This window comes from Bacillus sp. FSL W7-1346 (assembly GCF_038593335.1).
GTDB classification, from domain to species: Bacteria; Bacillota; Bacilli; order Bacillales; family Bacillaceae; genus Bacillus; species Bacillus altitudinis.
In genome coordinates, this window is sequence record NZ_CP151988.1 from 3,250,399 (window position 1) to 3,270,471 (window position 20,073).

Below are 20,073 nucleotides of genomic sequence, written 5' to 3' on the forward strand. Positions count from 1 at the left end.
AAATAATCATATGTTTCAGATGGAAAGGGAGGCTTATCTCAAATGGAAAATCGTTATGCTGTACATCCTGAGCAGGTCAAGCGTTTTACAACAGAGGAACTTCGTCGTCATTTTCATATTCCGATACTTTTTGTCAGTGGTGAATTGAAGCTGTATTATTCGCATGAGGACCGTGTGGTGATTGGCGGTGTTATGCCGACATCAGAACCGATCAAGCTAGATGCCGGCGACTTTTTACGTACAGAATATTTCCTTGAAAGACGGGAAATTGGTATTGTAAATGTCGGCGGCCAAGGTACGGTTACAGTCGATGGTGAGTCATTTGTGCTGGAGCATAAAGATTTCTTATATATTGGACTTGGACACGAACATGTACAGTTTGCTAGTTCATCAGGTGAGCAGGCCAAATTTTATCTTGTGTCAGCCACCGCTCATAGAGCGTATCCGACACAAAAGGCTGCGATCGCTGAATTAACACCGAATCATTTAGGGGAAGCATCCGCCTCGAACGTACGGAATCTGTATCAGGTCATTCATGCAGACGGCATCCAAAGCTGCCAGCTTATGATGGGCATCACTCAGCTTGAAACCAATAACACATGGAACACGATGCCTGCTCATATACATGACCGGCGGATGGAAGTGTACTTATATCTTGATATAGAGGAAGACGCACGTGTCTTTCATTTTATGGGGGAGCCATCTGAAACGAGACATCTCGTTGTAGCAAATGAAGAAGCCGTCATCTCACCTGCCTGGTCCATTCATTCAGGCTCAGGTACCGCAAATTATTCATTTATTTGGGCAATGGCGGGAGAAAACTATACGTTTAAAGATATGGACTTTGTCCCGATGGACCAGCTGAGGTAATGAGATGACGACGACATCATTCGTAGCGTCCCTCTTTTCCCTCGAAGGCAAAACAGCTCTTGTCACAGGTCCTGGAACTGGTATTGGGCAAGGGATTGCCGTAGCGCTTGCCCGTTCAGGTGCAGATATCATCGGCACCTACCACCATACGCCGCTTGATGAAACAAAAGAACTTGTCGAACAGACCGGCAGATCATTTCATGCGATTCAAGTAGACTTTTCAGATCCTCAGTCCGCAAAGCGGGATATTGATGCCCTTTTAAAGCAGCATTCAATAGATATTTTGATCAATAATGCTGGGACCATTAAAAGAGAAGAGGCCGCTCAATATTCAGAGGAAAACTGGCATACTGTGATGGATGTGAATATCAACAGTCTCTTTTTCCTCACGCAAAAGGTCGGACAGCAGATGCTGAAAAAAGGGCAAGGGAAAATTGTCAATATCGCTTCCCTTCTATCATTTCAAGGCGGTGTCTTTGTTCCCGCTTATACAGCAAGTAAGCATGCTGTCGCAGGTTTGACGAAAGCTTTTGCAAATGAATGGGCAAGTCAGCATATTCAGGTCAATGCGATCGCACCTGGTTATATTGCAACCAATAACACGCAAGCCATTCGTGACGACGCGAACCGAAATGAAGAGATTCTGAAACGAATCCCAGCTGGACGCTGGGGACGGCCTGAAGATCTAGCAGGTGCCGCCGTCTTTCTCAGCTCCCCTGCCTCTGATTATATGAACGGTCATATTTTAGCCGTAGATGGCGGCTGGCTGGCGAGATAAACATGTGAAGAGAATTCCTATTTTAGGGGATTCTCTTTTTTCTATTTGCATAATTCTTCTCCTTCCGAGTCACTCTATAAAAAAAGACATGAGGGTGAGGTATTATGAAAAGTCGTATTGAACAAGATATAGAGTCCGTCATTCAGCGTGTCAAAAGCTTTGCCGGCAAAAGTGATGATATCGTGTTCCACTCTTTTTCATTTGGTCCTTCCGCTGTCTCTGCATGTCTCGTGTACGTTGAAGGACTCACAGAATTTGAGATGCTTTCCAAACAAATCATTTCACCTATGCAAAAGGAACTGACCATTACCGAGGTCGACCACACCACACTTTCTTCCCTTTCTAAAACGTTCTTTGGCATTCAAAATGATGTGCTGGAAGATATGAACCTTGCCATCGAGCAGTTATACAGCGGCAGGGCTATTTTATTTGTGGATAGGGCCACTCAAGCGCTTGCGCTCCATACGAATCTTTTTCAATTTAGAGAAGTAGAGGAGCCGCAATCAGAAGTCCTTGTAAGAGGACCCCGGATTGGATTTATTGAAAATCTTGAAAAAAACACGGCATTGCTTCGTGAAAGAGCAAACGATCCGAATCTTGTCATTCAAAAGGTGAACATAGGTACTCGTAACAAGAAATCTGCTGCTCTTGTGTATGTTCGTGATATCGCAGACCCCAAACTAGTAGATGATGTATTCTCTCGTATGAAGCAAATCAAAATGGATGATATTCCTGAGAGCGGCTACATAGAACAGCTGATTGAAGACAGTCATATCTCTATTTTCCCGCAGATTCAAAATACAGAACGTCCTGATCGGGTGATTGCCTCTGTGCTCGAAGGAAAGGTGTCTATTTTGCTCGATGGGACGCCCTTTGCCCTCATTATGCCGATGACTCTCACTGCCTTGATGCAATCACCGGAGGATTATTATCAAAGATGGACAAGTGCGACTCTTTTGCGTTTGCTCCGTTATATTGCCGTGCTTTTGACGATCTTTTTACCGGGACTCTATATCGCCCTTGTTTCCTATCATCCTGGTTTATTACCAACACGAATGGCACTGACCATCGCAGGCAGCCGGCAAAATGTGCCCTTTCCTCCTGTAGTGGAAGCCATTTTGATGTCGTTTACGATTGAACTGCTGCGGGAAGCTGGACTTCGTCTTCCTAGGGCGATTGGGCAGACGATCGGACTGATTGGCGGCGTCATTATTGGACAGGCGGCTGTCCAAGCCAATATTGTCAGTGCTTTAATGGTGATTATTGTGTCTCTGACGGCACTAGCCGATTTTACTGCTCCATCATATGATTTCAGCTTTCCCTTACGCATCCTGCGGTTTATGGCGATCTTCAGTTCAGCCATGTTTGGATTATACGGCCTCATCATGTGTTATTTATTTGTACTTTGTCACTTGATGCAGCTAAAGACCTTTGGTTTTGACTATTTCACACCTGTTTTGTCTTCACCGTTTTCAGATTTAAAAGATACGTACGTTCGTTTACCAATAGGGCTATTTAAATCGAGACCGAAAACAGCCAAGACAAAAAATCTCAAAAGACAAGGAGAGTAAACGATGTACAGAGCTGAGAAGCTATCATTGTTACAAGTCACCATTCTGTGCAGTTCTACAATGATAGGCGCTGGAATTTTAACCATTCCTCGCAGTTCTGCCAATTCAGGATTCCCTGATGGCTGGATCATTGTATTAATACAGGGAGTCATCTTTGCTTTCGTTGCTTTTTTGCTAGGTTGGATTGCGGAGAAGAATGCACCGGATACCATTTTTGAATCGAATACAAAAGGAGCCGGTGCCTTCTTTGGTACGATCTTTAACCTAATGCTGATCGGTTATTTACTAGCCATTGTTGGCTTTGAGGCGCGTGTACTGGGGGAAGTGGTTCAATTTTTCCTGTTGCAATCGACCCCGATGACAGTGATTGTGATGATTTTTTTACTGGTGGCGATCTATCATTTAAAAAGCGGCATTTTTCCGGTAGTGAAAATGGTGACATATATTTATCCGATGACCATGATCATTTACATTGGGCTCATGCTGTTTAGTTTGAAAATATTTGATTTTGATTACTTACGCCCGGTAATGGCTCACGGGTTTAAAGATTTTAGTAATTTGTTCTCTCAAACATTTATTCAATTTACAGGCTTTGAAGTCATTTTGTTTGTCGTACCGCTTATCTATAAAGACAAATGGTCAAAAGCGAAATGGGCCGCAGCGATCGGTGTAGGGATCACCACACTTATTTACTCCCTCACGCTCTTTATTGTGATTGGTTCCATGACGGTTGGAGAAACGAAATCACTCACCTGGCCCACTGTCTCACTCATTCAAGCGCTAGAACTAGAAGGGGTCTTCATTGAACGCTTTGATATTTTCTTACTGACGATCTGGACGTGCCAGCAGTTTATTTGTATGCTTGGCTTTTTCCAATTTGCTATTAAAGGCTGTCAAACGGTGTTTAAGACAACCAATTTAACGAGACTGCTATGGTTGCTGTTTTTGCTGACCTCAGCTCTCTCTCTTTTTCCGAGAAATATCAATGAAGTCTTTTACTACTCGACTTTACTCGGCTATGCATTATTCGCTGTTTTAGCGATTCCTTTTATAACAGCTGTTCTGCTCATGATACGTAAAAAATGGGGAGGTCGATCTGCATGAAAGTGCGGCGTTTATGGCTCACCTTTCTGTCTTGCTGTCTTTTGCTTTTATCGACAGGTTGCTGGGACTTAAAAGATATTGAGAAATTATCGTTTGTGCGCGGTGTTGGCATTGACGAGGAAGATGATAACGGAGTCAAACTCACCTATCAAAACCTTGTCCCTAAAATGGGCGGAACACAAGAAGCAGATTCCCCTGGCTATGTGAATGTCGTCTCAAAGGGGAAAAATGTACTGGAAGCAGTCAGCAATGTCGCTTTGAAGGACCCGCCGATTTACAGTGATCACCTTAAAATCTTTTTGTTTGGCAAAGATCAAGCTGAACATCATGATATTCAAGGGACACTCAACCACTTTATACGAGATGATGAGGTTCGAAGAAGCAGCTACCTCTTAGTGTCACGCCATGAGGCTTCAAAAGTCATCAATCAAAAATTAAAATCACAACAGAGGGTTCCAGTCGAGCATATTTTTGAAACATCAAAAAACCGGAGCTTTAACGGGAAGATTTTACTGCCAACACGTATTGGCCGAGCGTCGGATTACTTTCAGATGGGTACAAGCTTTCTTGTCCAAAGTGTGGATGTCGTAAACGGAGAACTCACCTATGATGGTGCAGGCATTATCCATGGGAAAACGCGAAAACTGATAGGATTCATACCAGCAAAGGATGTCCAATCTTTAAACTGGGTCATGAATCGCATCTCAGGCGGAGTCGTACCCGCCACCTACAAAGGCTTTCCGATTACGTATGAAATCAAGAAAGCAAAGTCCAAGATTGAACCCTATCTGAAGAACGGAAAGATTTCCTTTAAAATTAGTGTACAAACAAACGGGAAACTATCAGAAGATCAATATCCCCCTGAAAACTCATACGATGAGCAATACATCAAACGATTTGAGCGCATTTTTGAACGCAAAATCAAAGAGCGCATTCAAAAAGCTGTCAATCACATGCAAAAAGATGTGGGCGTTGACCCGATCTTTTTAAACCGGCAGGTGCGCATCAAGTATCCAGACTTTTGGGATCAGCACCGCAACGAATGGGATACACTATTTCAAGAAGTAGACATTGCATATGACGTAAAAGTGAGCATTTTGAACTTTGGTGCAGAAGGCGCAACGAAAAGCTTTAAATGGTAGCACAAAAGGCGGTCATCCGCCTTAGATGGTTGACAAAGGACTAAAATGAACTTTGTTTTAGCCCTTTGTCTTCTTTTCAGCGTGATAGAAAACCTTTGCAGTCTAGGAAGGACGAGTACCGGAGCAGAGCGAATGAAGGATTCGCGAGCACCGGCGCACAGGACTGACAAAGTATGCGAGGGTTTTCCTACACGCTGAGGTGGATTACCCGGAGGGGGAACCGCCTTTTTTACGTGCAACGATCAAAAGCTGATAGAGCGTCACTTGATCAGATAATGCTTTTGTTTGAAAGCCAAGTGACTCTCCTACTCTCGCCACTTCGTCAAAAAACAATTGAACGTTTTGATCAATTGGCACATTGATGGGCTGTTCAATCACGCGATGAAACAAATGGTCTGGAAAGAGCGCCCGCATTGTGTTTGGTGTGAAAAATCTCATATGTGTTCGATCTAAAATCCCCACATCTTGATACGTAAAATCACCTGTCATTAAAGGCAGCAGTACTTCCGCATGCATTATATTAGGTAAGCAGCAAATGATCACGCCACCTGGTTTTAAAGACGCATGCGCTTGAGCAATCATCTGCCATGGATCTGACACATGCTCTAACACATCAGAAAAGATCACAGCATCAAAAAAAGCTTCTTTCTCTGACCAAGGATACGCTTCCGCTTTTGTCTCAATCACTTCTTTGTAATACGCCTTTGCCATCTCTGCTTTTAATGCATCCGCCTCTACTCCGTACATGTCAACGGACTGCCGGTTGATCAGTTCAAGCCCTGTCGCCCCAGCACCACAGCCAACATCCAGCACACATCCGGCATCCTCAGGGAGCAGTGCTGCAAAATATGGATGGGGCGTTATCAAGTTTAAATCAATGCCCCATTTATCTAAAAAACGAAGCCTGTTCTCCGCAAACAACGTAGAGATGTTCGTTTCTTCATTGGCATTGAAGGTAGCATGACCGTGATGATGCACAAAAGAATCATGGACGATTTGCAGTTGGTACCCCTTCAGCAATGAGCGCAGACAAAGGTCATCATCCTCAAATGATCCATATACAAACCGCTCATCAAATAACCCTACATCCTCGATCAGCTCTCTTTTGACCAGCAAACAAAAACCAACAAGTCTATGCACATATGTTCTTTGACCTTTTTTCGAAGCCGTATATGCCTTCGCAAAGGCAGGAAGCTCCTTCACATCTGTGTAAGATGGCTGAACGAGCTGAGGACCACTTACATAATTGGAGACAGGCCCTACCATGCCAATACGCTCTGATGCAAAAAGGGCTTCTCTTAAAGGCAACAGCCAGTTTTCGGTCACAATCGTGTCGTTATTTAAAAAAAGAAGACTATCTCCTGTTGCCTTTTTCGCCCCTTGGTTACAGCCCTTGGCAAAGCCTTGATTCTTCTCGTTGTCAATCAACACGACATCTTCCAGTTGTCTCACATATTCCTTTGTTCCGTCTGATGAAGCATTATCCACGATAATGAGTTCATATTCATCACGCCGAGTATGCTCCTTGATACTGTCGATACATTTTTTCGTTAGGTGCAGTTCATTGTACGTCAGCATCACAATGCTCGTTTTCCCTTTCATCTCATTTCCACCTTTCGCCCGCCTGTTCCATATGTATGTCATAGGCAGCACGTTCAGAAGATGAGTGATTGTCCTTTCTTGATTAAACGTTTGTTTAACAAAGGGCTAAAATGAATTTTTTAACCCTTTGTCTTCTTTTCAGCGTGATAGAAAACCTTTGCAGTCTAGGAAGGACGAGCATCGGCGCGGAGCGAATGAGAGATTCGTGAGCACCGACACACAGGACTGACACCGAATGCGAGGGTTTGTCTACACGCTGAGACCAGCTGCCTCATGCAGCTGGTCTTTTTTCATACCGTTTCCCCTTCGTCATTCACGACGGCACGGTTTCTCTTTTTTAAATCTTCTTCAATCTCTTCAAGACTTTTTCCTTTCGTTTCTGTGACTAAATATTTCACAAATAAGAAGGCACCTATGCCGATGGCTGCATAAATAAGGAAAAGGTTACTGATGCCAATTGCACTTAACAAGGTTGGGAATGTGAGCGAGATGATCAAATTCCCTGTATGCAGTAGGAAGGTCGATACCCCCGTACCGATTCCCCGGACATGTACTGGGAACAGCTCCGGCAGCATCACCCATACGACCGGGCCCCAGCTGACAGCAAAAATGACGATGAAAAGTCCTAAACATATAATTGTCGTCCACCCTGCAGCTGTTGATCCCTCGAAAAAACGATTGACCACTGCTAGAACAATCAAACTAAGAACCATCCCTACATTTCCAAATAGGAGTAACGCTTTCCGCCCGACACGATCAATGATTTTAATCGCAACAAACGTCATGACAACATTGACTGCACCAATTCCTACAGTTCCTAAAATGGCTGCTGAATCGCCAAAGCCGACACTTGTAAATGTTTTTGGTGCATAATAAATGATCGTATTTGTCCCAATAAACTGCTGTAAAAAGGCTAAACCGACACCAGCAATTAAAGCGGGGCGCACCCATGGTTCGAGTAATTCCTTAAGACCGCCTTTTTCTTCACTTTCTGCTTTTTGAATATCCGCAATTTCGTCTTCAACTTCTTGCTTACTTTGTCTAAGTTTTGACAATATTTCTTTCGCCCGGTCCGCCTGTCCTTGGACAAACAGCCAGCGAGGACTTTCTGGCATAAACAAAATACCACATAACAAGAGCACAGAAGGAACAACGGCAATTCCAAGCATCAGACGCCATGCCTCTGCATCCGCTAAAACGTAGTTCACAATATAGGCAAGAAGAATACCAAATGTGATCATGAGTTGGTTTAATGAGGAAAGTGCCCCTCTTGATTCCTTTGGCGCAAGTTCAGATAAATACAATGGAACAATCGTCGTCGAGCATCCGACAGCAAGTCCTAGCACGATTCGAAATAAGACCATGACCTCCGTATTCGGTGCAAGGGCTGTTCCAAATCCGCCGATAATAAATAAAATGGCTGCGGCGATTATCGCTTTTTTCCGTCCGAATTGATCTGTCAGTTTTCCAGAAAGAGAAGACCCGAGCATCGCCCCGATTAAAATCGAGCTGACCACAAGTCCCTCTGTAAATGCATTTAAACCTAAATCCTCTTTCATAAATAAGATAGCGCCAGAAATGACACCTGTATCATAACCATATAAGGCGCCTCCAAGTGCGCCGAAGAAATAAAGCCACCCATTCCGATTTTTCATGATCATAACCCCTCTTTTATCTATGTAATGACTGGATGTTTCTCTATGAAAAATCATTTTCCTCACTTCCTGTCATTTCAAACATTTCGATGTTTTATGACAAATATATTTCATTTGCGTATCATTGAAACTTTTTTAGATAAGGAAACGTCAATTAAGCGTTAGTGAAAAAAATGTCGCACTATATCCCGTTTTAAGGTATATTTGTTTTAGTTTGTAAGCATGAAGAAGGACATCTTTACTATAAAATCATAGCGAGGGTTTAAAATATATGGATCAAACAAGAAGTAAACGCAAAGGCAAAAAGCGTTTAAAACCATGGGTGAAAGTCACTCTTTTTATTTTTGGTATTCTTTTACTGACAACCGCTTCTGTCACCGGCTATGCCTACTATAAAGTGACAACAGCTGCGAAAAAAGCACAAGTCTCTCTAGACCGCGGTGCACAATCTGTCAAACGGATTGAAGCATTTGATCCTGGGAAAGACAGCTTTTCTGTCTTGCTACTTGGCATTGACAGCAGACCAGGCGAAACCGTCAAACAAGCACGAAGCGATGCAATGGTATTAGCGACAGTAAATCGTACGAATAAAACCGTGAAATTATTAAGTATTCCAAGGGACTCATATGTTAATATTCCAGGTCATGGTTATGACAAAATCACACATGCACACGCATTTGGTGATGCAGACCTCACGGTGAGTACAGTTGAGAATTTACTAGATATCCCTGTCGACTTTGTGATTGAAAGTAATTTCAAAGCATTTAAGGAAATTGTGAACGAATTAAACGGTGTTTCCGTTAACATTAAAGATGAATATGTTGTGAAACAGATTCTTAAAGATACAAAGGGCAAAGTTCAGCTGCAAACGGGTACTCACACACTAGATGGTAATCAAGCTCTCGCTTATGTGAGAACAAGAAAAGCAGACAGTGATCTCATGCGCGGACAGCGTCAAATGGAAGTTTTAAAAGCCATTTTCGATAAATCAAAATCAGTAACGTCCATTCCGTCTTATGACAATATCATAGATACTCTAGGTGATAACGTCTCAACTAACCTGTCAATGAAAGAACTAGTCGGTCTTTTCCCACTACTCACTTCACTGAAATCTGTTGATACGATTCAACTAAAAGGATCTGATTACCAGCCAAATGGCGTTTATTATTACCAATTGGATCAAAACCAACTGAACGAAGTCAAAACGGAATTGAAGAAACAGCTTGAATTATCATAAAAACAGAAAGCGTCCTTTTGGGCGCTTTCAGATTGTTGACAAAGGGCTAAAATGAACTTGATTTTAGCCCTTTGTCTTCTTTTCAGCGTGATAGAAAACCTTTGCAGTCTAGGAAGAACGAGTACTGGCGCGGAGCGAATTTGACATTCGTGAGCACCAGCACGCAGGACTGACAAAGAATGCGAGGGTTTGTCTACACGCTGGAAGCGTCCTTTTGGGCGCTTTTTCTTATATCCTTGATCAATTGACCATTTTTGTTTAGCCTTAAAGAGAGGAATCCACGATCCGACTCTTTCATGAGAATGAAGGAAATCGTACATACTTTGAAGAGGCTATTGCATGAATGAAGGAGGATATAACAGCAATGAAAAAAATGATTGCGATTGATTTAGACGGTACACTCTTAAATACAAAAAGTGAAATATCCGCTCAAAACCGGCAAGCATTGATTCGTGCGAAAGAAGCTGGATATATTGTGACCATTTGTACAGGGCGTGCGACTTTTGATGTAAAAGAGCTTCTTGGGGATTTGGACATTCCCATTATTGCGGCAAACGGAGGAACTGTCCATACAGAAGGGTACAAGCTCTTCAGCAGAATCACCCTTGATCAAGAAGCTGGAAGACGTGCTGCAAAGGAATTGGTGGAACGGAACATTTATTTCGAGGTCTATACAGACGATGCCCTCCTTTCCCCATTTGATGGAAAAGAAAAGCTCAAAGCTGAATTTGATATGATCAAAAGCGCCAATCCTAACGAGGATGTAGCTGATTTATGGGAAGGGGCGATGACTCAATTTAAACAGTTTGGCATCAAACCTGTCGATGACATCCGTCAAATTTTTGAGTCGAATGAACCAACTTATAAATTACTATGCTTCTCATTTGATATGAATAAGCTGCAAGAAGCACGAGATCTTCTTTCTAAGATGCCTGAGCTCTCATTGACCTCATCTGGAGAACATATCATTGAGGTACTGCCAAAAGAGTCAGGCAAAGGACATGCCCTCAAGAAACTTGCAGCCCATTATGGCGTAGACCGATCCAATATTTATGCGATCGGTGATAGCCCTAATGATCTATCCATGTTCGATGAAGCAGGACACAGGATAGCGATGGGGAATGCGGTGGATGTCATTAAAGAAAAAAGCACCTATATCACAAAAGGCAACCATGAAGATGGCGTCGCCTATTTTATTGATCTGCTTTTGCAGAATCAATTTCAAGAAAAAAAGACGCTTGTCTGATCAGCGCCTAGTGAGAAGTCGAGAAGTCCGATCCGAGCATTGATCGGGCTTTTTCTTTATTTTTTGATTCTAACAGCCGTCTCATATTTATCCTTCCAATACGTACTTGTTTTCATATTGGTAATGACAACGCCATTTGAAACCGTCACATGAATGACTTGATTTGAACCAGCATAAATGGCTGGCATCAACGAAGTCCCTTTAAAAAAGACAAGATCTCCCGGCTTTAGTTCCGATCGTTTCACAGGTGTACCTGCTTTAACTTGACCCGGCGCATAGCGAGGCATCTCAATTCCAAGCACTGCTTGATAGATATACTGCGTGAATCCTGCTGTATCAAAGCCTTGCTTTGGGCTCGCGCCACCTTTTACATAAGGTACTTCTCCAATATACGTAGCGGCTTTTGATACGACTGGGTCTTCTTTCGCTAGTTTCAGCTCAGTTAATCGTTTCGCACCTGTCCATTTCTCACGCCAATACGATTCAGACAAATAAGAAATCGTCACACTTTCCGAACGGCTCGCATGAATAAAGCGGTCTCCTCCGATGTACATGCCTACATGTGAAATTCCTTTTTTATACGTGTTACTAAAAAAAACAAAATCTCCAGGGCGAATATCGTCTCGTGCCACTTTCTCTCCAACCATCCATTGCTGCTCAGCACTTCTTGGCAAATAAATCCCAAGTGATTTTTCAAATAAATATTGTAAAAAACCTGAACAATCGAATCCTACTTTTGGATCTGATGCCCCGAATACATAAGGGATTCCTAAATATTTCATCGCATCTTTCACCAGTTGATCATCCGACATCTCTTGGGAGACAGGCAGCCGTTTGACCGCATAGAACCGATCGGTCCAATATTTGCTTTTGCTGACATCTGTTTTCACCACCCCTTGACTGAGTGTGATGTGGATCACTTGATCATTTCCAGCGTACAAAGCAACGTGTGTCGGGATGTCTTTTGTTTCTTCAAGACTGCGAAAATAGACAAGGTCTCCGGGCTTCGCTTTTTCCCATGATACATTTTCACCGATTTGGTATTGATCGATCACCTTTCGCGGCAAATCAAATGCACCTGTTGTTTTGTATACATATTGTATAAAACCAGACGCATCAAAGCCCGTTTTCGGATCGATTCCTCCTTTATGATAAGGCGTACCTATCAGCGTTTCCGCTTGTTTTAAAGGAGATGTTGTTTGAGCAGACACCTCTGTTTGAGACATAAGCATGAGTCCTACAATGGCACATCCTCCAAGCAGTATTCCTTTCCATTTCATCCTCTCTTCCTCCTTTCTTTTATAGTTTCGACATGACCCCTTTCATTTTACACCTTTTTCCGTCAAAAAAGAGCACGCCTCGCGTGCTCTTTTCATCATCATTTCTTTATTTACTCGCTTCCGCTTTTGACTGCTTTTGCTGTTCAATTTTCTGCATTTCAACCGAGATCTTTTGTTTCTCATGATCTGTGAGGCTGTCACTAAATTTAAAAGCAGACATAAAGACAAAGACTAAAATTAACGCAACAAACGGCCAGCTTGCTTTAAGGAATTTCATTTTTTATCCTTCCCCTCGTTTTCTTTTAATGTTTGAACTTTATCAGAATGATCGACTTCAAAGAAAATATGTCCGTCTTTTTCTTTCCAATCCGCATTCGTGCCATTTGTCAGCATACGGATAATCGATTTTGATTCAAGAGATCCTGCTTTGACTGGAGCAGGTGTCGCTTCTTTGATGTACATTGGAACCACTTCAAATGTCGCTTTTCCATCTTCATTCAGATGATACTGAACAATGGCAGAATCACGTGTTCTTGACCAGCCTTGGTCAAAAATAAAGTTCCCCAAGCTATAGAAGATCGCTGTTCCGTTATAGACTTCCATCGGCTCAAGAACGTGCGGGTGTGCACCGATAATGATATCAGCACCTGCCTTTGACATCGCTCTTGCCAGCTCTCTTTGTCTGTCGTTTACTTCATTGTTATATTCCTGTCCCCAGTGCGCATGAACAACAACGATATCTGCCTTTTCAGCAGCTTGTGAAATCATCGGAATAAAGATAGATGGATCAGCTGGTAGAATACCTGCCTTGCGATTTGTTGCTTTAAAATCTTTTCCATAGACATCTGTAAAACCAAGGGTAGCGATTTTAACGCCATTCACTTCTTTGTATGAAATGTTCTGCTTCGCATCATTGACGTTGCGCCCTGCCCCTGTATAATCCATGTCAGCTTTTTCAAAGGCATCAATCGTGTTATTTAAGCCTTTTTCACCGTAGTCTGCTGCATGGTTATTCGCAAAGTTTAGTACAGAGAAATTCAAATCCTTTAACGCTTGTACAGAATCTTCATCTGTTTTCAAATGAATATTCTTTTGTGCTGCCTGTTCCTTATCTGAAGCCACTGGATGCTCAAAATTCCCAGTTACATAATCTGATACATCAAAATACGGCTTCGCATAGCGGAACAGGTGCTGCTTTCCATAGCGGACTGTTACTTTCTCTACATTTCTTCCAAACATAATATCTCCGACAAACGAAGCGGTCAGGATGTTTTCTGGATTCTTTTCTACAGTTGGTACTTGTGCTTTCCCGATAAATGTAAATAGAAATGTACAAGCAATGACAATCGGTAAAGCAATCAGTACGTGTTTATTCGTCTTTTTCTTTTGGTTCTTTGTGATTTTCAGCAGCTTTTCCTGAAAGCTCAATTTTTTATTCATCATTGGACACACCTTATCTTAAAATAGATAGTAAACATACATGATGGCAAATGTTGCACCACTTAGAAGTAATGTGCTTCCAAGGGTAATCGTAAGACCTTGCTTTTGAATTGTATTCGCAATCAATCCAGGCACGATGATTCCGATTCCGCGGAATTCTGCTATTTCAAACGGAACCACTGGATAGAAGAAATCAAATATGAGCTTTAAGGCAATCCCTGTAATCAGCATCGCCGCAAACTTTCTGCGTCCGTACAAAATCATAAATTTCGATAGACCAAAACGAACGATCACATATGTCAGCAAGCTGACAGATAAAACAACTAAAATGAAGACTGGCTGGTTAAAGACGAGCGCCAGATAACCTGGAACAACCAACCCAGCTGGTACGATTCCTGTTTTTTCTGCAAAAATTAAACTGAGTAGAACACCTAAAATTAACGAGATATAAAGATCTGATCCGAACATTTTCTATATTTCCTCCTAGCTGACAAGCTGCTTAATTTTGTATTCTTGAATTTTTTCGATTAAAGGTTCAGCGGCGCCGTGAATATTGCCGACTCCATAAACCACTCGATTATGAAGCTTTTTCTCAAGCATGTTCATAATTTGTTCTGTAGATTGATATTCAAGGTTGTGTAAGTGGTCAGCCGGAATTTTTCCATCCTCAAATGCCTTCACAATTGGATCTGTCGTTTCACCAATTAAGACAAGATCACTTGCTTCAATATAAGGAAGTACATCCTCCGCAAACTGGATCGTTCTATCTACGCGATCCGCACGACAGTTCATGATAATAATCGGTTCATCTGTTGGATACCCAATTTCCTTCACACGCTTCCAAATGTTCAATGTAGATGCTGCGTCATTAGCCGCAAATCCATTTACAAAATGTCCAGGTGTTTTTGCATCCATTAATGGAAGAATTCTCATCGCTCCTGGATCAGGCGGCGCATTTAACATGCCTCTGAATGCCGTATCTTCATCAATTCCCAATGCTTGTGCAACACCAAGTGCAAGTGAAGCATTATCCGGGAACACCATATACTCAAATTTCCGTAAATACTCATCGGTAATCTTGGAATTATCTGCAACAATCACTTCAGTATTGCGTTTTTTCGCAATCTCTTTAAAGAAATCTGTATATTCACTATCCGTAATAACCAAGTGCCCATTGTAAGGAATTGTCGCTGTAAAGGCTTCAGCTATTTCATCAAGAGTTGGCCCCATCACATCCATATGATCTTCAAGAACGTTTACGATCACGCCAATATTCGCTTGAAGCAGCTCTTCCTGAAAGATAATTTGGTAATCTGGATTCACCGCCATACATTCACTGACGATGGCATTTGCTCCTCTTTCAACTGTTTCTCTCATAACTTCTTTCTGCTCTCCGATATTTGGTCCTTGCGGTTTCCTTTTAATCGGTTTCTCTTCTGGCGTATCCCAATAAATCATTCTTGCATCCGTTCCTGTTGTTTTGCCGACAGTTTTATAACCTGCCTCCATTAAGATACCGGTTGTCAATCTTGTAACGGTAGACTTTCCGCGTATACCATTAATATTGACGCGTACCGGCAGGGCATCGATATTTTTCTGATGACGCTTCTTTTCAATAAAGCCAATCCCTAACATGATGACACAGGCTATAACGATTAACCACATCGCTTATCTACATCTCCTTTTTTTATGAGTGTGATATGTAAATTCAATCAACAGTATATAGGTTCAGCATAAAATCACAATCGGTATTATGTAACATAATCTTTCACTTCCTCGTATGCCAAATTCCTCTAATCAGAAGGCGTATTTGCCTACCTCACGCTCAAATGAAAAGGCCAAAAGACGGACAAAATGACGGCTGAATTTCTGCTTCAAACAAGAGAAAGCGTTACCATCAAACAGTGAAAAATCTTTTGTCCTTTTCTCCCTAAATTTTTCGACAATTATTAAGATGTATTTTGAATCAATGTTTTAAAGTCCTTTCATCTCTACGAAATCAGTCATATCAGTGCTTTAAATGAATAGTGCGTGTTTTAGAATATTTTATATTTTTAAATGAACAGGTTAGAAAGTCATCCTCATTGGTCAGAACGCTATGTGTTGACCTATGACAAAGGTCACCTGTCAAAAAATCAAGTCATCTGCTTATTTCCAGGTCACAAAAAATTGGGATAAGATGTCAAATATTAATCATTTTGTTATAGCCTCTCTTTACGATATTCACTCCTTATGACCTAAACAATGAAACATTATTCATTTCTTTTTATCAAGATTCATCATTTCTTAACATTTTTAATGTGATTTTAGTTGAAAGTTGTCGGTGCATGTCATGCTTTCCCCAAAGATGACGCATAAAATCATCTTCTCGGCTTACACTATGGTTAAAAAATCTGTGAGAGGAGGCTAAAGATGCCAAATACGAATGAGCAAACACGCTTACACTTTTTATCAGGCGGTTTTGAGGAAAAGATTCGGATTCTGAAAAAAGCATTTCAACAAAGCGCTGATTTTGAATACCGGGAATTGATGGTGAATGAAACGAAATCAGTGCTGTTTTTTATTAAAACAAGAGTGGATGAAAGTAAATTAAACAACTTCATTATTGGCAACTTGCTTGGCCCTCCTGGAAAGCAGGACTATGCAAAATCTCTTAGTTCACTCGAAACAGGTGACTTGACGCTTATTGTCGACAGCATTATTGCCGGAAGTATTGCCTTCCTTGATGAAAAATCCGCACAGATCAAAATATTTGCTGTTGGGCAGCCGCCTCTGCGTTCCATTTCTGAACCTTCTTCTGAAAGTATTATTGCAGGCGCACATGATGGGTTTGTTGAGAGCTTAGATACCAATTTATATTTGCTGCGTTCACACTTAAATGATCGAAAACTTGCAATCCAGTATCATAAGGTCGGTACAAAATCTGAAACAAAGGTTGCGACGGTTTATATTTCTGATATTGCCAATCAAGAAAAGATAGATGAGGTTAACAAACGAATTTCTTCTATTAAAGTAGACACGCTGCTTAGCCCAGGTTCTATTGTAGAGGCGATTGAGGATGATTCGTATTCCATCTTCCCGCAGCTTATTGACACAGAACGACCTGACAAAGTGAGATCCGCCATTCTTGAAGGAAGAATTGTCGTCTTAATGGACGGCAGCCCAATGGCTATCATTCTGCCTATTACGTTCTTTAGTTTCTTTCAATCACCAGATGACTATAATAGCCGCTGGATTCCGGCTACATTTATTCGTATTCTTCGCTATGTTGCCTGTATCATCGCAGTGATTTTGCCTTCTTTTTATATTGCGGTCATTGGTTTTCATTATGAGGTGGTCCCGGATGAATTAGCGATTACGATGAAAAATTCCATCATCGGCATTCCTTTTCCGCCGTTAATTGAAGCAATGCTGATGGAAATTACGATTGAGCTCATACGAGAAGCAGGGGTGCGTCTGCCAAAGCCAATTGGTCAGACGATTGGGATTGTAGGCGGTTTGGTGATTGGAGACGCTGTGGTAAAAGCTGGACTCATTTCGAATGTCCTTGTCATTGTCGTTGCCGTGACAGCTGTTGCCTCCTTTGTCCTTCCATCTTTTGAAATGACGTCAACCATTCGTATGCTGCGTTTTCCCCTCATGTTTATGGCATCGATGTTTGGGTTTATTGGCATTTCATTCGGCCTGTCGATCGTATTGATGAATTTATGCCGCCTCGAATCACTAGGTGTCCCGTACTTATCACCAGTGGCTCCATTTAACTGGCAGGACTTAAAAGATACTGTGATCCGATTACCGATGTGGATGTACAAAAAGCGCCCTGTTTACTTAAATCCAAAAAAGAAAGAGCAAATTGAAAATTTGAGAGGATGGAAAAATAAAGATGAAAAATAAAATATCTCCACCTCAAGCTGTCTTTTTTGTCATTCAATCTCAAATTGGTGTCGGTATTTTAGCTCTCCCCCATTTGCTGATGAAAGACATGGGACACGATGGGTGGATGCCGATTATCTTAGCCTGTTTTTTCATCCAAATCATTAACACCATTTTTATTTACATCATTCAGAAGTATCCTGATACATCATTTTTCCAAGCCTTAATTGAAGTGTTCGGAAAATGGATCGGCCGGACTTTGGTGGCGCTTTATACGTTATACTTCGCCTCCGTCTGCATTGTTGTTTTATCCATTTTCACAAGAATTCTTGGCATTTGGGTGCTGCCGCTCACACCAAATTGGGTCATTAATCTATTACTGATGATCTCCATCATTTACATTGCAAAGGAGCAAATTACGGCCATTGTCAGGTTTAACTTCGTTTTGACACCCTTTTTGCTCATGCTATCTCTCATCATGCTCTATTCATTAAAAGGAACCAATATCGATTACCTCCTGCCTTTTTTTCAAACTGATTTTTCTCAATTTCAGCTCGGATTAAAGGATGTTGTACTCTCAATGAACGGGTTCGAGATGATCCTCATTATCTCTCCATTGATGAAAGGAACCATTAAACAACGATATAAAGTCATGACCATTGCCAATATATGCACGACGCTTTACTACCTATTTATTACATTGATTTGTTTTATGTTCTTCAGTCCGATTGAGCTTAAAATCATTCCCAACCCTGTTCTGTATCTGTTAAAAACCATTTCGTTCGGTGTGATTGAGCGGACGGATTTAATTTTTCTTAGTTTCTGGGTATTTGTCATTTTAGCTACTCTCAGTAATTACCTTTACTTTTGCGCTAATGGCGTGGCAAGTATTCTTAAGAAAAAAGAACACAAAAAATATGTGTTATATTTTGCCATTTTGATTTATGCGGCTAGCTGTTACCTTGCAACCGATAATTTTAGAATACAGCGCTTTAATGACTTTACCACCATCGCTCAATATTCATTTATTTACACACTCCCAATCTTTATGGCCATTATCATCTTTATCAAACATCGCAAAGGGAAGGTGAAATCACATGCGTCATAAGTACATACTGACGTTGCTTATGTGTCTTTCTCTCATATTCATGCCTGGCTGCTGGGATCAAAATTTATTAAAGAACATCTCTCTTGTGTTAACCTCCGCTGTTGATCAGGGAGAGGATGAAAATGCAAGATACTCGATTACTTATCGAAAGGTGCAGCAGTCTCAAAGTATGGAACAAGGAAATACAGGTAGCTTTTTAACCACTCTTCTCACAACGGAAGCACCTACTTTAAGAAAAGCAAGAACCAACTTCAGCCGGATTGTGGATCAAAAAATAGACATGTCGAAAATGCGGGTGATGCTGATCGGTGATGAATTTGCCCAAAAGCGTCTTCTGCCCTACTTAGATATGTTTTATCGTGATCCAAAAAGCCCTCTCCTTGCAAATCTTGCCGTTGTTCAAGGGGGAACCTGTGAAGAAGTGATTAACTCGCTGCTGAAGGAAAAACTCATCGTGAGTGACTATTTAAATAACTTAATCACAACCGCATCACGCTCCTCCCAAGTAGCACCTAAAAACATTCAAAGTATTCGATCTAAAATGCTCCAAACTGGAGAAGACTTCACACTGCCGTTAATTCATTTCGATCAATCTAAGAAATTAATCAGTGTAAAGGGGGTTGCTCTATTTGATAATGAGAAGAAGAAAGGCGAGTTGTACGGTCAAGATGCAATTCTGCTCACCGTCATGGACGGAAAAATGGGCAAATATGCCAACTTCACAAAAAAAGTGAGAAGCGACATGAAGTCAAAAGAAAACAATTACATCACCATCCAAGTCACTGATGTGAAGAGAGACATTGAGATTCTGAATCCTGATCATCGAAACTTAACATACTCACTCAAATTTGAATTTAATACTTCTGTCCTTGAGTACCCAAAAGATAATCTAGATACAGACAAAAAAATTGAAATGCTGAACAAAAGACTTTCAACCATCTTGACAAAAGAAGCAGAAAAAATTGTTGCTACATTACAAGAAGCAAATTCTGACGTCTTAAGCCTCGGCAGAAAATACCGGGTCAGACATTATGATGAGTATATGAAAATGAATTGGGTCACCGATTATCCAAAAGTGAAAATCATCCCAAAAATCAAAGTGAACATTACCCAAACAGGCATTATTAGTTAAGAAAAGGAAGACGTCCTCTTTCTTTTCTTTTTTTA

The 20,073-nt window shown here is 41.4% G+C and carries 17 protein-coding genes; 10 read left to right on the plus strand and 7 right to left on the minus strand.

Annotation, left to right across the window (positions count from 1 at the left end; translation table 11 throughout):
* Positions 1-42: 42 nt before the first annotated feature.
* The 5 genes from kduI to NST09_RS16790 all read left to right on the plus strand — a co-directional run bounded on the left by kduI (position 43) and on the right by NST09_RS16790 (position 5,465).
* On the plus strand, positions 43-870 hold the full coding sequence (gene kduI, locus NST09_RS16770) for a 5-dehydro-4-deoxy-D-glucuronate isomerase (protein WP_008343239.1): 828 nt from the start codon (positions 43-45) through the stop codon (positions 868-870).
* 4 nt (positions 871-874) lie between these two features.
* Positions 875-1,648 carry a 2-dehydro-3-deoxy-D-gluconate 5-dehydrogenase KduD gene (kduD, locus tag NST09_RS16775; RefSeq protein WP_046344629.1) on the plus strand — a complete coding sequence of 258 codons (774 nt, stop codon included), beginning with the start codon at positions 875-877 and terminating at the stop codon, positions 1,646-1,648.
* Positions 1,649-1,752: 104 nt separating this feature from the next.
* Positions 1,753-3,219, plus strand: a complete 1,467-nt coding sequence (locus NST09_RS16780; protein WP_035702242.1) for a spore germination protein — start codon at positions 1,753-1,755, stop codon at positions 3,217-3,219.
* 3 nt (positions 3,220-3,222) lie between these two features.
* Positions 3,223-4,323, plus strand: coding sequence for a GerAB/ArcD/ProY family transporter (locus NST09_RS16785; protein WP_326110026.1), 1,101 nt, complete (start codon positions 3,223-3,225; stop codon positions 4,321-4,323).
* Complete coding sequence (locus NST09_RS16790; protein WP_342493137.1) at positions 4,320-5,465, plus strand: Ger(x)C family spore germination protein; 1,146 nt, start codon at positions 4,320-4,322, stop codon at positions 5,463-5,465. Before NST09_RS16785 ends, NST09_RS16790 begins: the two co-directional genes overlap by 4 nt.
* 204 nt (positions 5,466-5,669) lie before the next feature.
* Here the strand turns inward: NST09_RS16790 and NST09_RS16795 are convergent, their stop codons facing one another.
* Both NST09_RS16795 and NST09_RS16800 read right to left on the minus strand, forming a co-directional pair.
* Complete coding sequence (locus tag NST09_RS16795; protein WP_342493138.1) at positions 5,670-7,067, minus strand: bifunctional glycosyltransferase family 2 protein/class I SAM-dependent methyltransferase; 1,398 nt, start codon at positions 7,065-7,067, stop codon at positions 5,670-5,672.
* Positions 7,068-7,357: 290 nt separating this feature from the next.
* Positions 7,358-8,722 carry a sugar porter family MFS transporter gene (locus NST09_RS16800; protein WP_089374136.1) on the minus strand — a complete coding sequence of 455 codons (1,365 nt, stop codon included), beginning with the start codon at positions 8,720-8,722 and terminating at the stop codon, positions 7,358-7,360.
* Positions 8,723-8,993: 271 nt separating this feature from the next.
* Here NST09_RS16800 and NST09_RS16805 point away from each other — a divergent pair, with 271 nt between their 5' ends.
* Both NST09_RS16805 and NST09_RS16810 read left to right on the plus strand, forming a co-directional pair.
* Positions 8,994-9,959 (plus strand): LCP family protein, encoded by a 966-nt coding sequence (locus NST09_RS16805; RefSeq protein WP_035389731.1) that lies wholly within the window; start codon positions 8,994-8,996, stop codon positions 9,957-9,959.
* A 364-nt stretch (positions 9,960-10,323) separates the two neighbouring features.
* Positions 10,324-11,205: a Cof-type HAD-IIB family hydrolase gene (locus tag NST09_RS16810; RefSeq protein ID WP_172673031.1), complete on the plus strand. Its 882-nt coding sequence runs from the start codon at positions 10,324-10,326 to the stop codon at positions 11,203-11,205.
* Between the two features lie 56 nt (positions 11,206-11,261).
* Here NST09_RS16810 and NST09_RS16815 read toward each other — a convergent pair whose 3' ends face one another.
* The 5 genes from NST09_RS16815 to pgsB all read right to left on the minus strand — a co-directional run bounded on the left by NST09_RS16815 (position 11,262) and on the right by pgsB (position 15,590).
* A complete protein-coding gene (locus NST09_RS16815; RefSeq protein ID WP_342493139.1) occupies positions 11,262-12,485 on the minus strand; it encodes a C40 family peptidase in 1,224 nt (407 codons plus the stop codon).
* Between the two features lie 106 nt (positions 12,486-12,591).
* Positions 12,592-12,762, minus strand: a complete 171-nt coding sequence (locus NST09_RS16820) for a hypothetical protein (protein WP_008343253.1) — start codon at positions 12,760-12,762, stop codon at positions 12,592-12,594.
* A complete protein-coding gene (locus NST09_RS16825) occupies positions 12,759-13,925 on the minus strand; it encodes a CapA family protein (protein WP_342493140.1) in 1,167 nt (388 codons plus the stop codon). Before NST09_RS16825 ends, NST09_RS16820 begins: the two co-directional genes overlap by 4 nt.
* A gap of 18 nt (positions 13,926-13,943) precedes the next feature.
* On the minus strand, positions 13,944-14,393 hold the full coding sequence (gene pgsC / locus NST09_RS16830; protein ID WP_007497520.1) for a poly-gamma-glutamate biosynthesis protein PgsC: 450 nt from the start codon (positions 14,391-14,393) through the stop codon (positions 13,944-13,946).
* A gap of 15 nt (positions 14,394-14,408) precedes the next feature.
* Entirely contained in the window at positions 14,409-15,590 is a 1,182-nt protein-coding gene (gene pgsB / locus NST09_RS16835) for a poly-gamma-glutamate synthase PgsB (protein ID WP_007497522.1), read from the minus strand.
* Positions 15,591-16,337: 747 nt separating this feature from the next.
* Between pgsB and NST09_RS16840 the strand changes: the two genes are divergently transcribed.
* Genes NST09_RS16840 through NST09_RS16850 form a run of 3 tightly spaced genes read left to right on the plus strand, consistent with a single transcriptional unit; the run spans position 16,338 to position 20,038 of the window.
* On the plus strand, positions 16,338-17,819 hold the full coding sequence (locus tag NST09_RS16840) for a spore germination protein (protein ID WP_008343262.1): 1,482 nt from the start codon (positions 16,338-16,340) through the stop codon (positions 17,817-17,819).
* Positions 17,809-18,906 (plus strand): GerAB/ArcD/ProY family transporter, encoded by a 1,098-nt coding sequence (locus NST09_RS16845; protein WP_342493141.1) that lies wholly within the window; start codon positions 17,809-17,811, stop codon positions 18,904-18,906. The genes NST09_RS16840 and NST09_RS16845 overlap by 11 nt, the downstream gene beginning before the upstream one ends.
* Entirely contained in the window at positions 18,896-20,038 is a 1,143-nt protein-coding gene (locus tag NST09_RS16850) for a Ger(x)C family spore germination protein (protein WP_342493142.1), read from the plus strand. Before NST09_RS16845 ends, NST09_RS16850 begins: the two co-directional genes overlap by 11 nt.
* The last annotated feature ends 35 nt before the right edge of the window (positions 20,039-20,073 follow it).

Bases quoted from the DNA above. Each gene is read 5' to 3' on its own strand.
- NST09_RS16785 (WP_326110026.1), top strand. From the start codon at position 3,223: ATGTACAGAGCTGAGAAGCTATCATTGTTACAAGTCACCATTCTGTGC.
- NST09_RS16845 (WP_342493141.1), top strand. From the start codon at position 17,809: ATGAAAAATAAAATATCTCCACCTCAAGCTGTCTTTTTTGTCATTCAA.
- NST09_RS16800 (WP_089374136.1), bottom strand. From the start codon at position 8,722: ATGAAAAATCGGAATGGGTGGCTTTATTTCTTCGGCGCACTTGGAGGC.
- NST09_RS16810 (WP_172673031.1), top strand. From the start codon at position 10,324: ATGAAAAAAATGATTGCGATTGATTTAGACGGTACACTCTTAAATACA.
- NST09_RS16850 (WP_342493142.1), top strand. From the start codon at position 18,896: ATGCGTCATAAGTACATACTGACGTTGCTTATGTGTCTTTCTCTCATA.
- NST09_RS16820 (WP_008343253.1), bottom strand. From the start codon at position 12,762: ATGAAATTCCTTAAAGCAAGCTGGCCGTTTGTTGCGTTAATTTTAGTC.
- NST09_RS16780 (WP_035702242.1), top strand. From the start codon at position 1,753: ATGAAAAGTCGTATTGAACAAGATATAGAGTCCGTCATTCAGCGTGTC.
- NST09_RS16840 (WP_008343262.1), top strand. From the start codon at position 16,338: ATGCCAAATACGAATGAGCAAACACGCTTACACTTTTTATCAGGCGGT.
- kduI (WP_008343239.1), top strand. From the start codon at position 43: ATGGAAAATCGTTATGCTGTACATCCTGAGCAGGTCAAGCGTTTTACA.
- NST09_RS16795 (WP_342493138.1), bottom strand. From the start codon at position 7,067: ATGAAAGGGAAAACGAGCATTGTGATGCTGACGTACAATGAACTGCAC.
- pgsC (WP_007497520.1), bottom strand. From the start codon at position 14,393: ATGTTCGGATCAGATCTTTATATCTCGTTAATTTTAGGTGTTCTACTC.
- NST09_RS16805 (WP_035389731.1), top strand. From the start codon at position 8,994: ATGGATCAAACAAGAAGTAAACGCAAAGGCAAAAAGCGTTTAAAACCA.
- NST09_RS16815 (WP_342493139.1), bottom strand. From the start codon at position 12,485: ATGAAATGGAAAGGAATACTGCTTGGAGGATGTGCCATTGTAGGACTC.
- pgsB (WP_007497522.1), bottom strand. From the start codon at position 15,590: ATGTGGTTAATCGTTATAGCCTGTGTCATCATGTTAGGGATTGGCTTT.
- kduD (WP_046344629.1), top strand. From the start codon at position 875: ATGACGACGACATCATTCGTAGCGTCCCTCTTTTCCCTCGAAGGCAAA.
- NST09_RS16825 (WP_342493140.1), bottom strand. From the start codon at position 13,925: ATGAATAAAAAATTGAGCTTTCAGGAAAAGCTGCTGAAAATCACAAAG.
- NST09_RS16790 (WP_342493137.1), top strand. From the start codon at position 4,320: ATGAAAGTGCGGCGTTTATGGCTCACCTTTCTGTCTTGCTGTCTTTTG.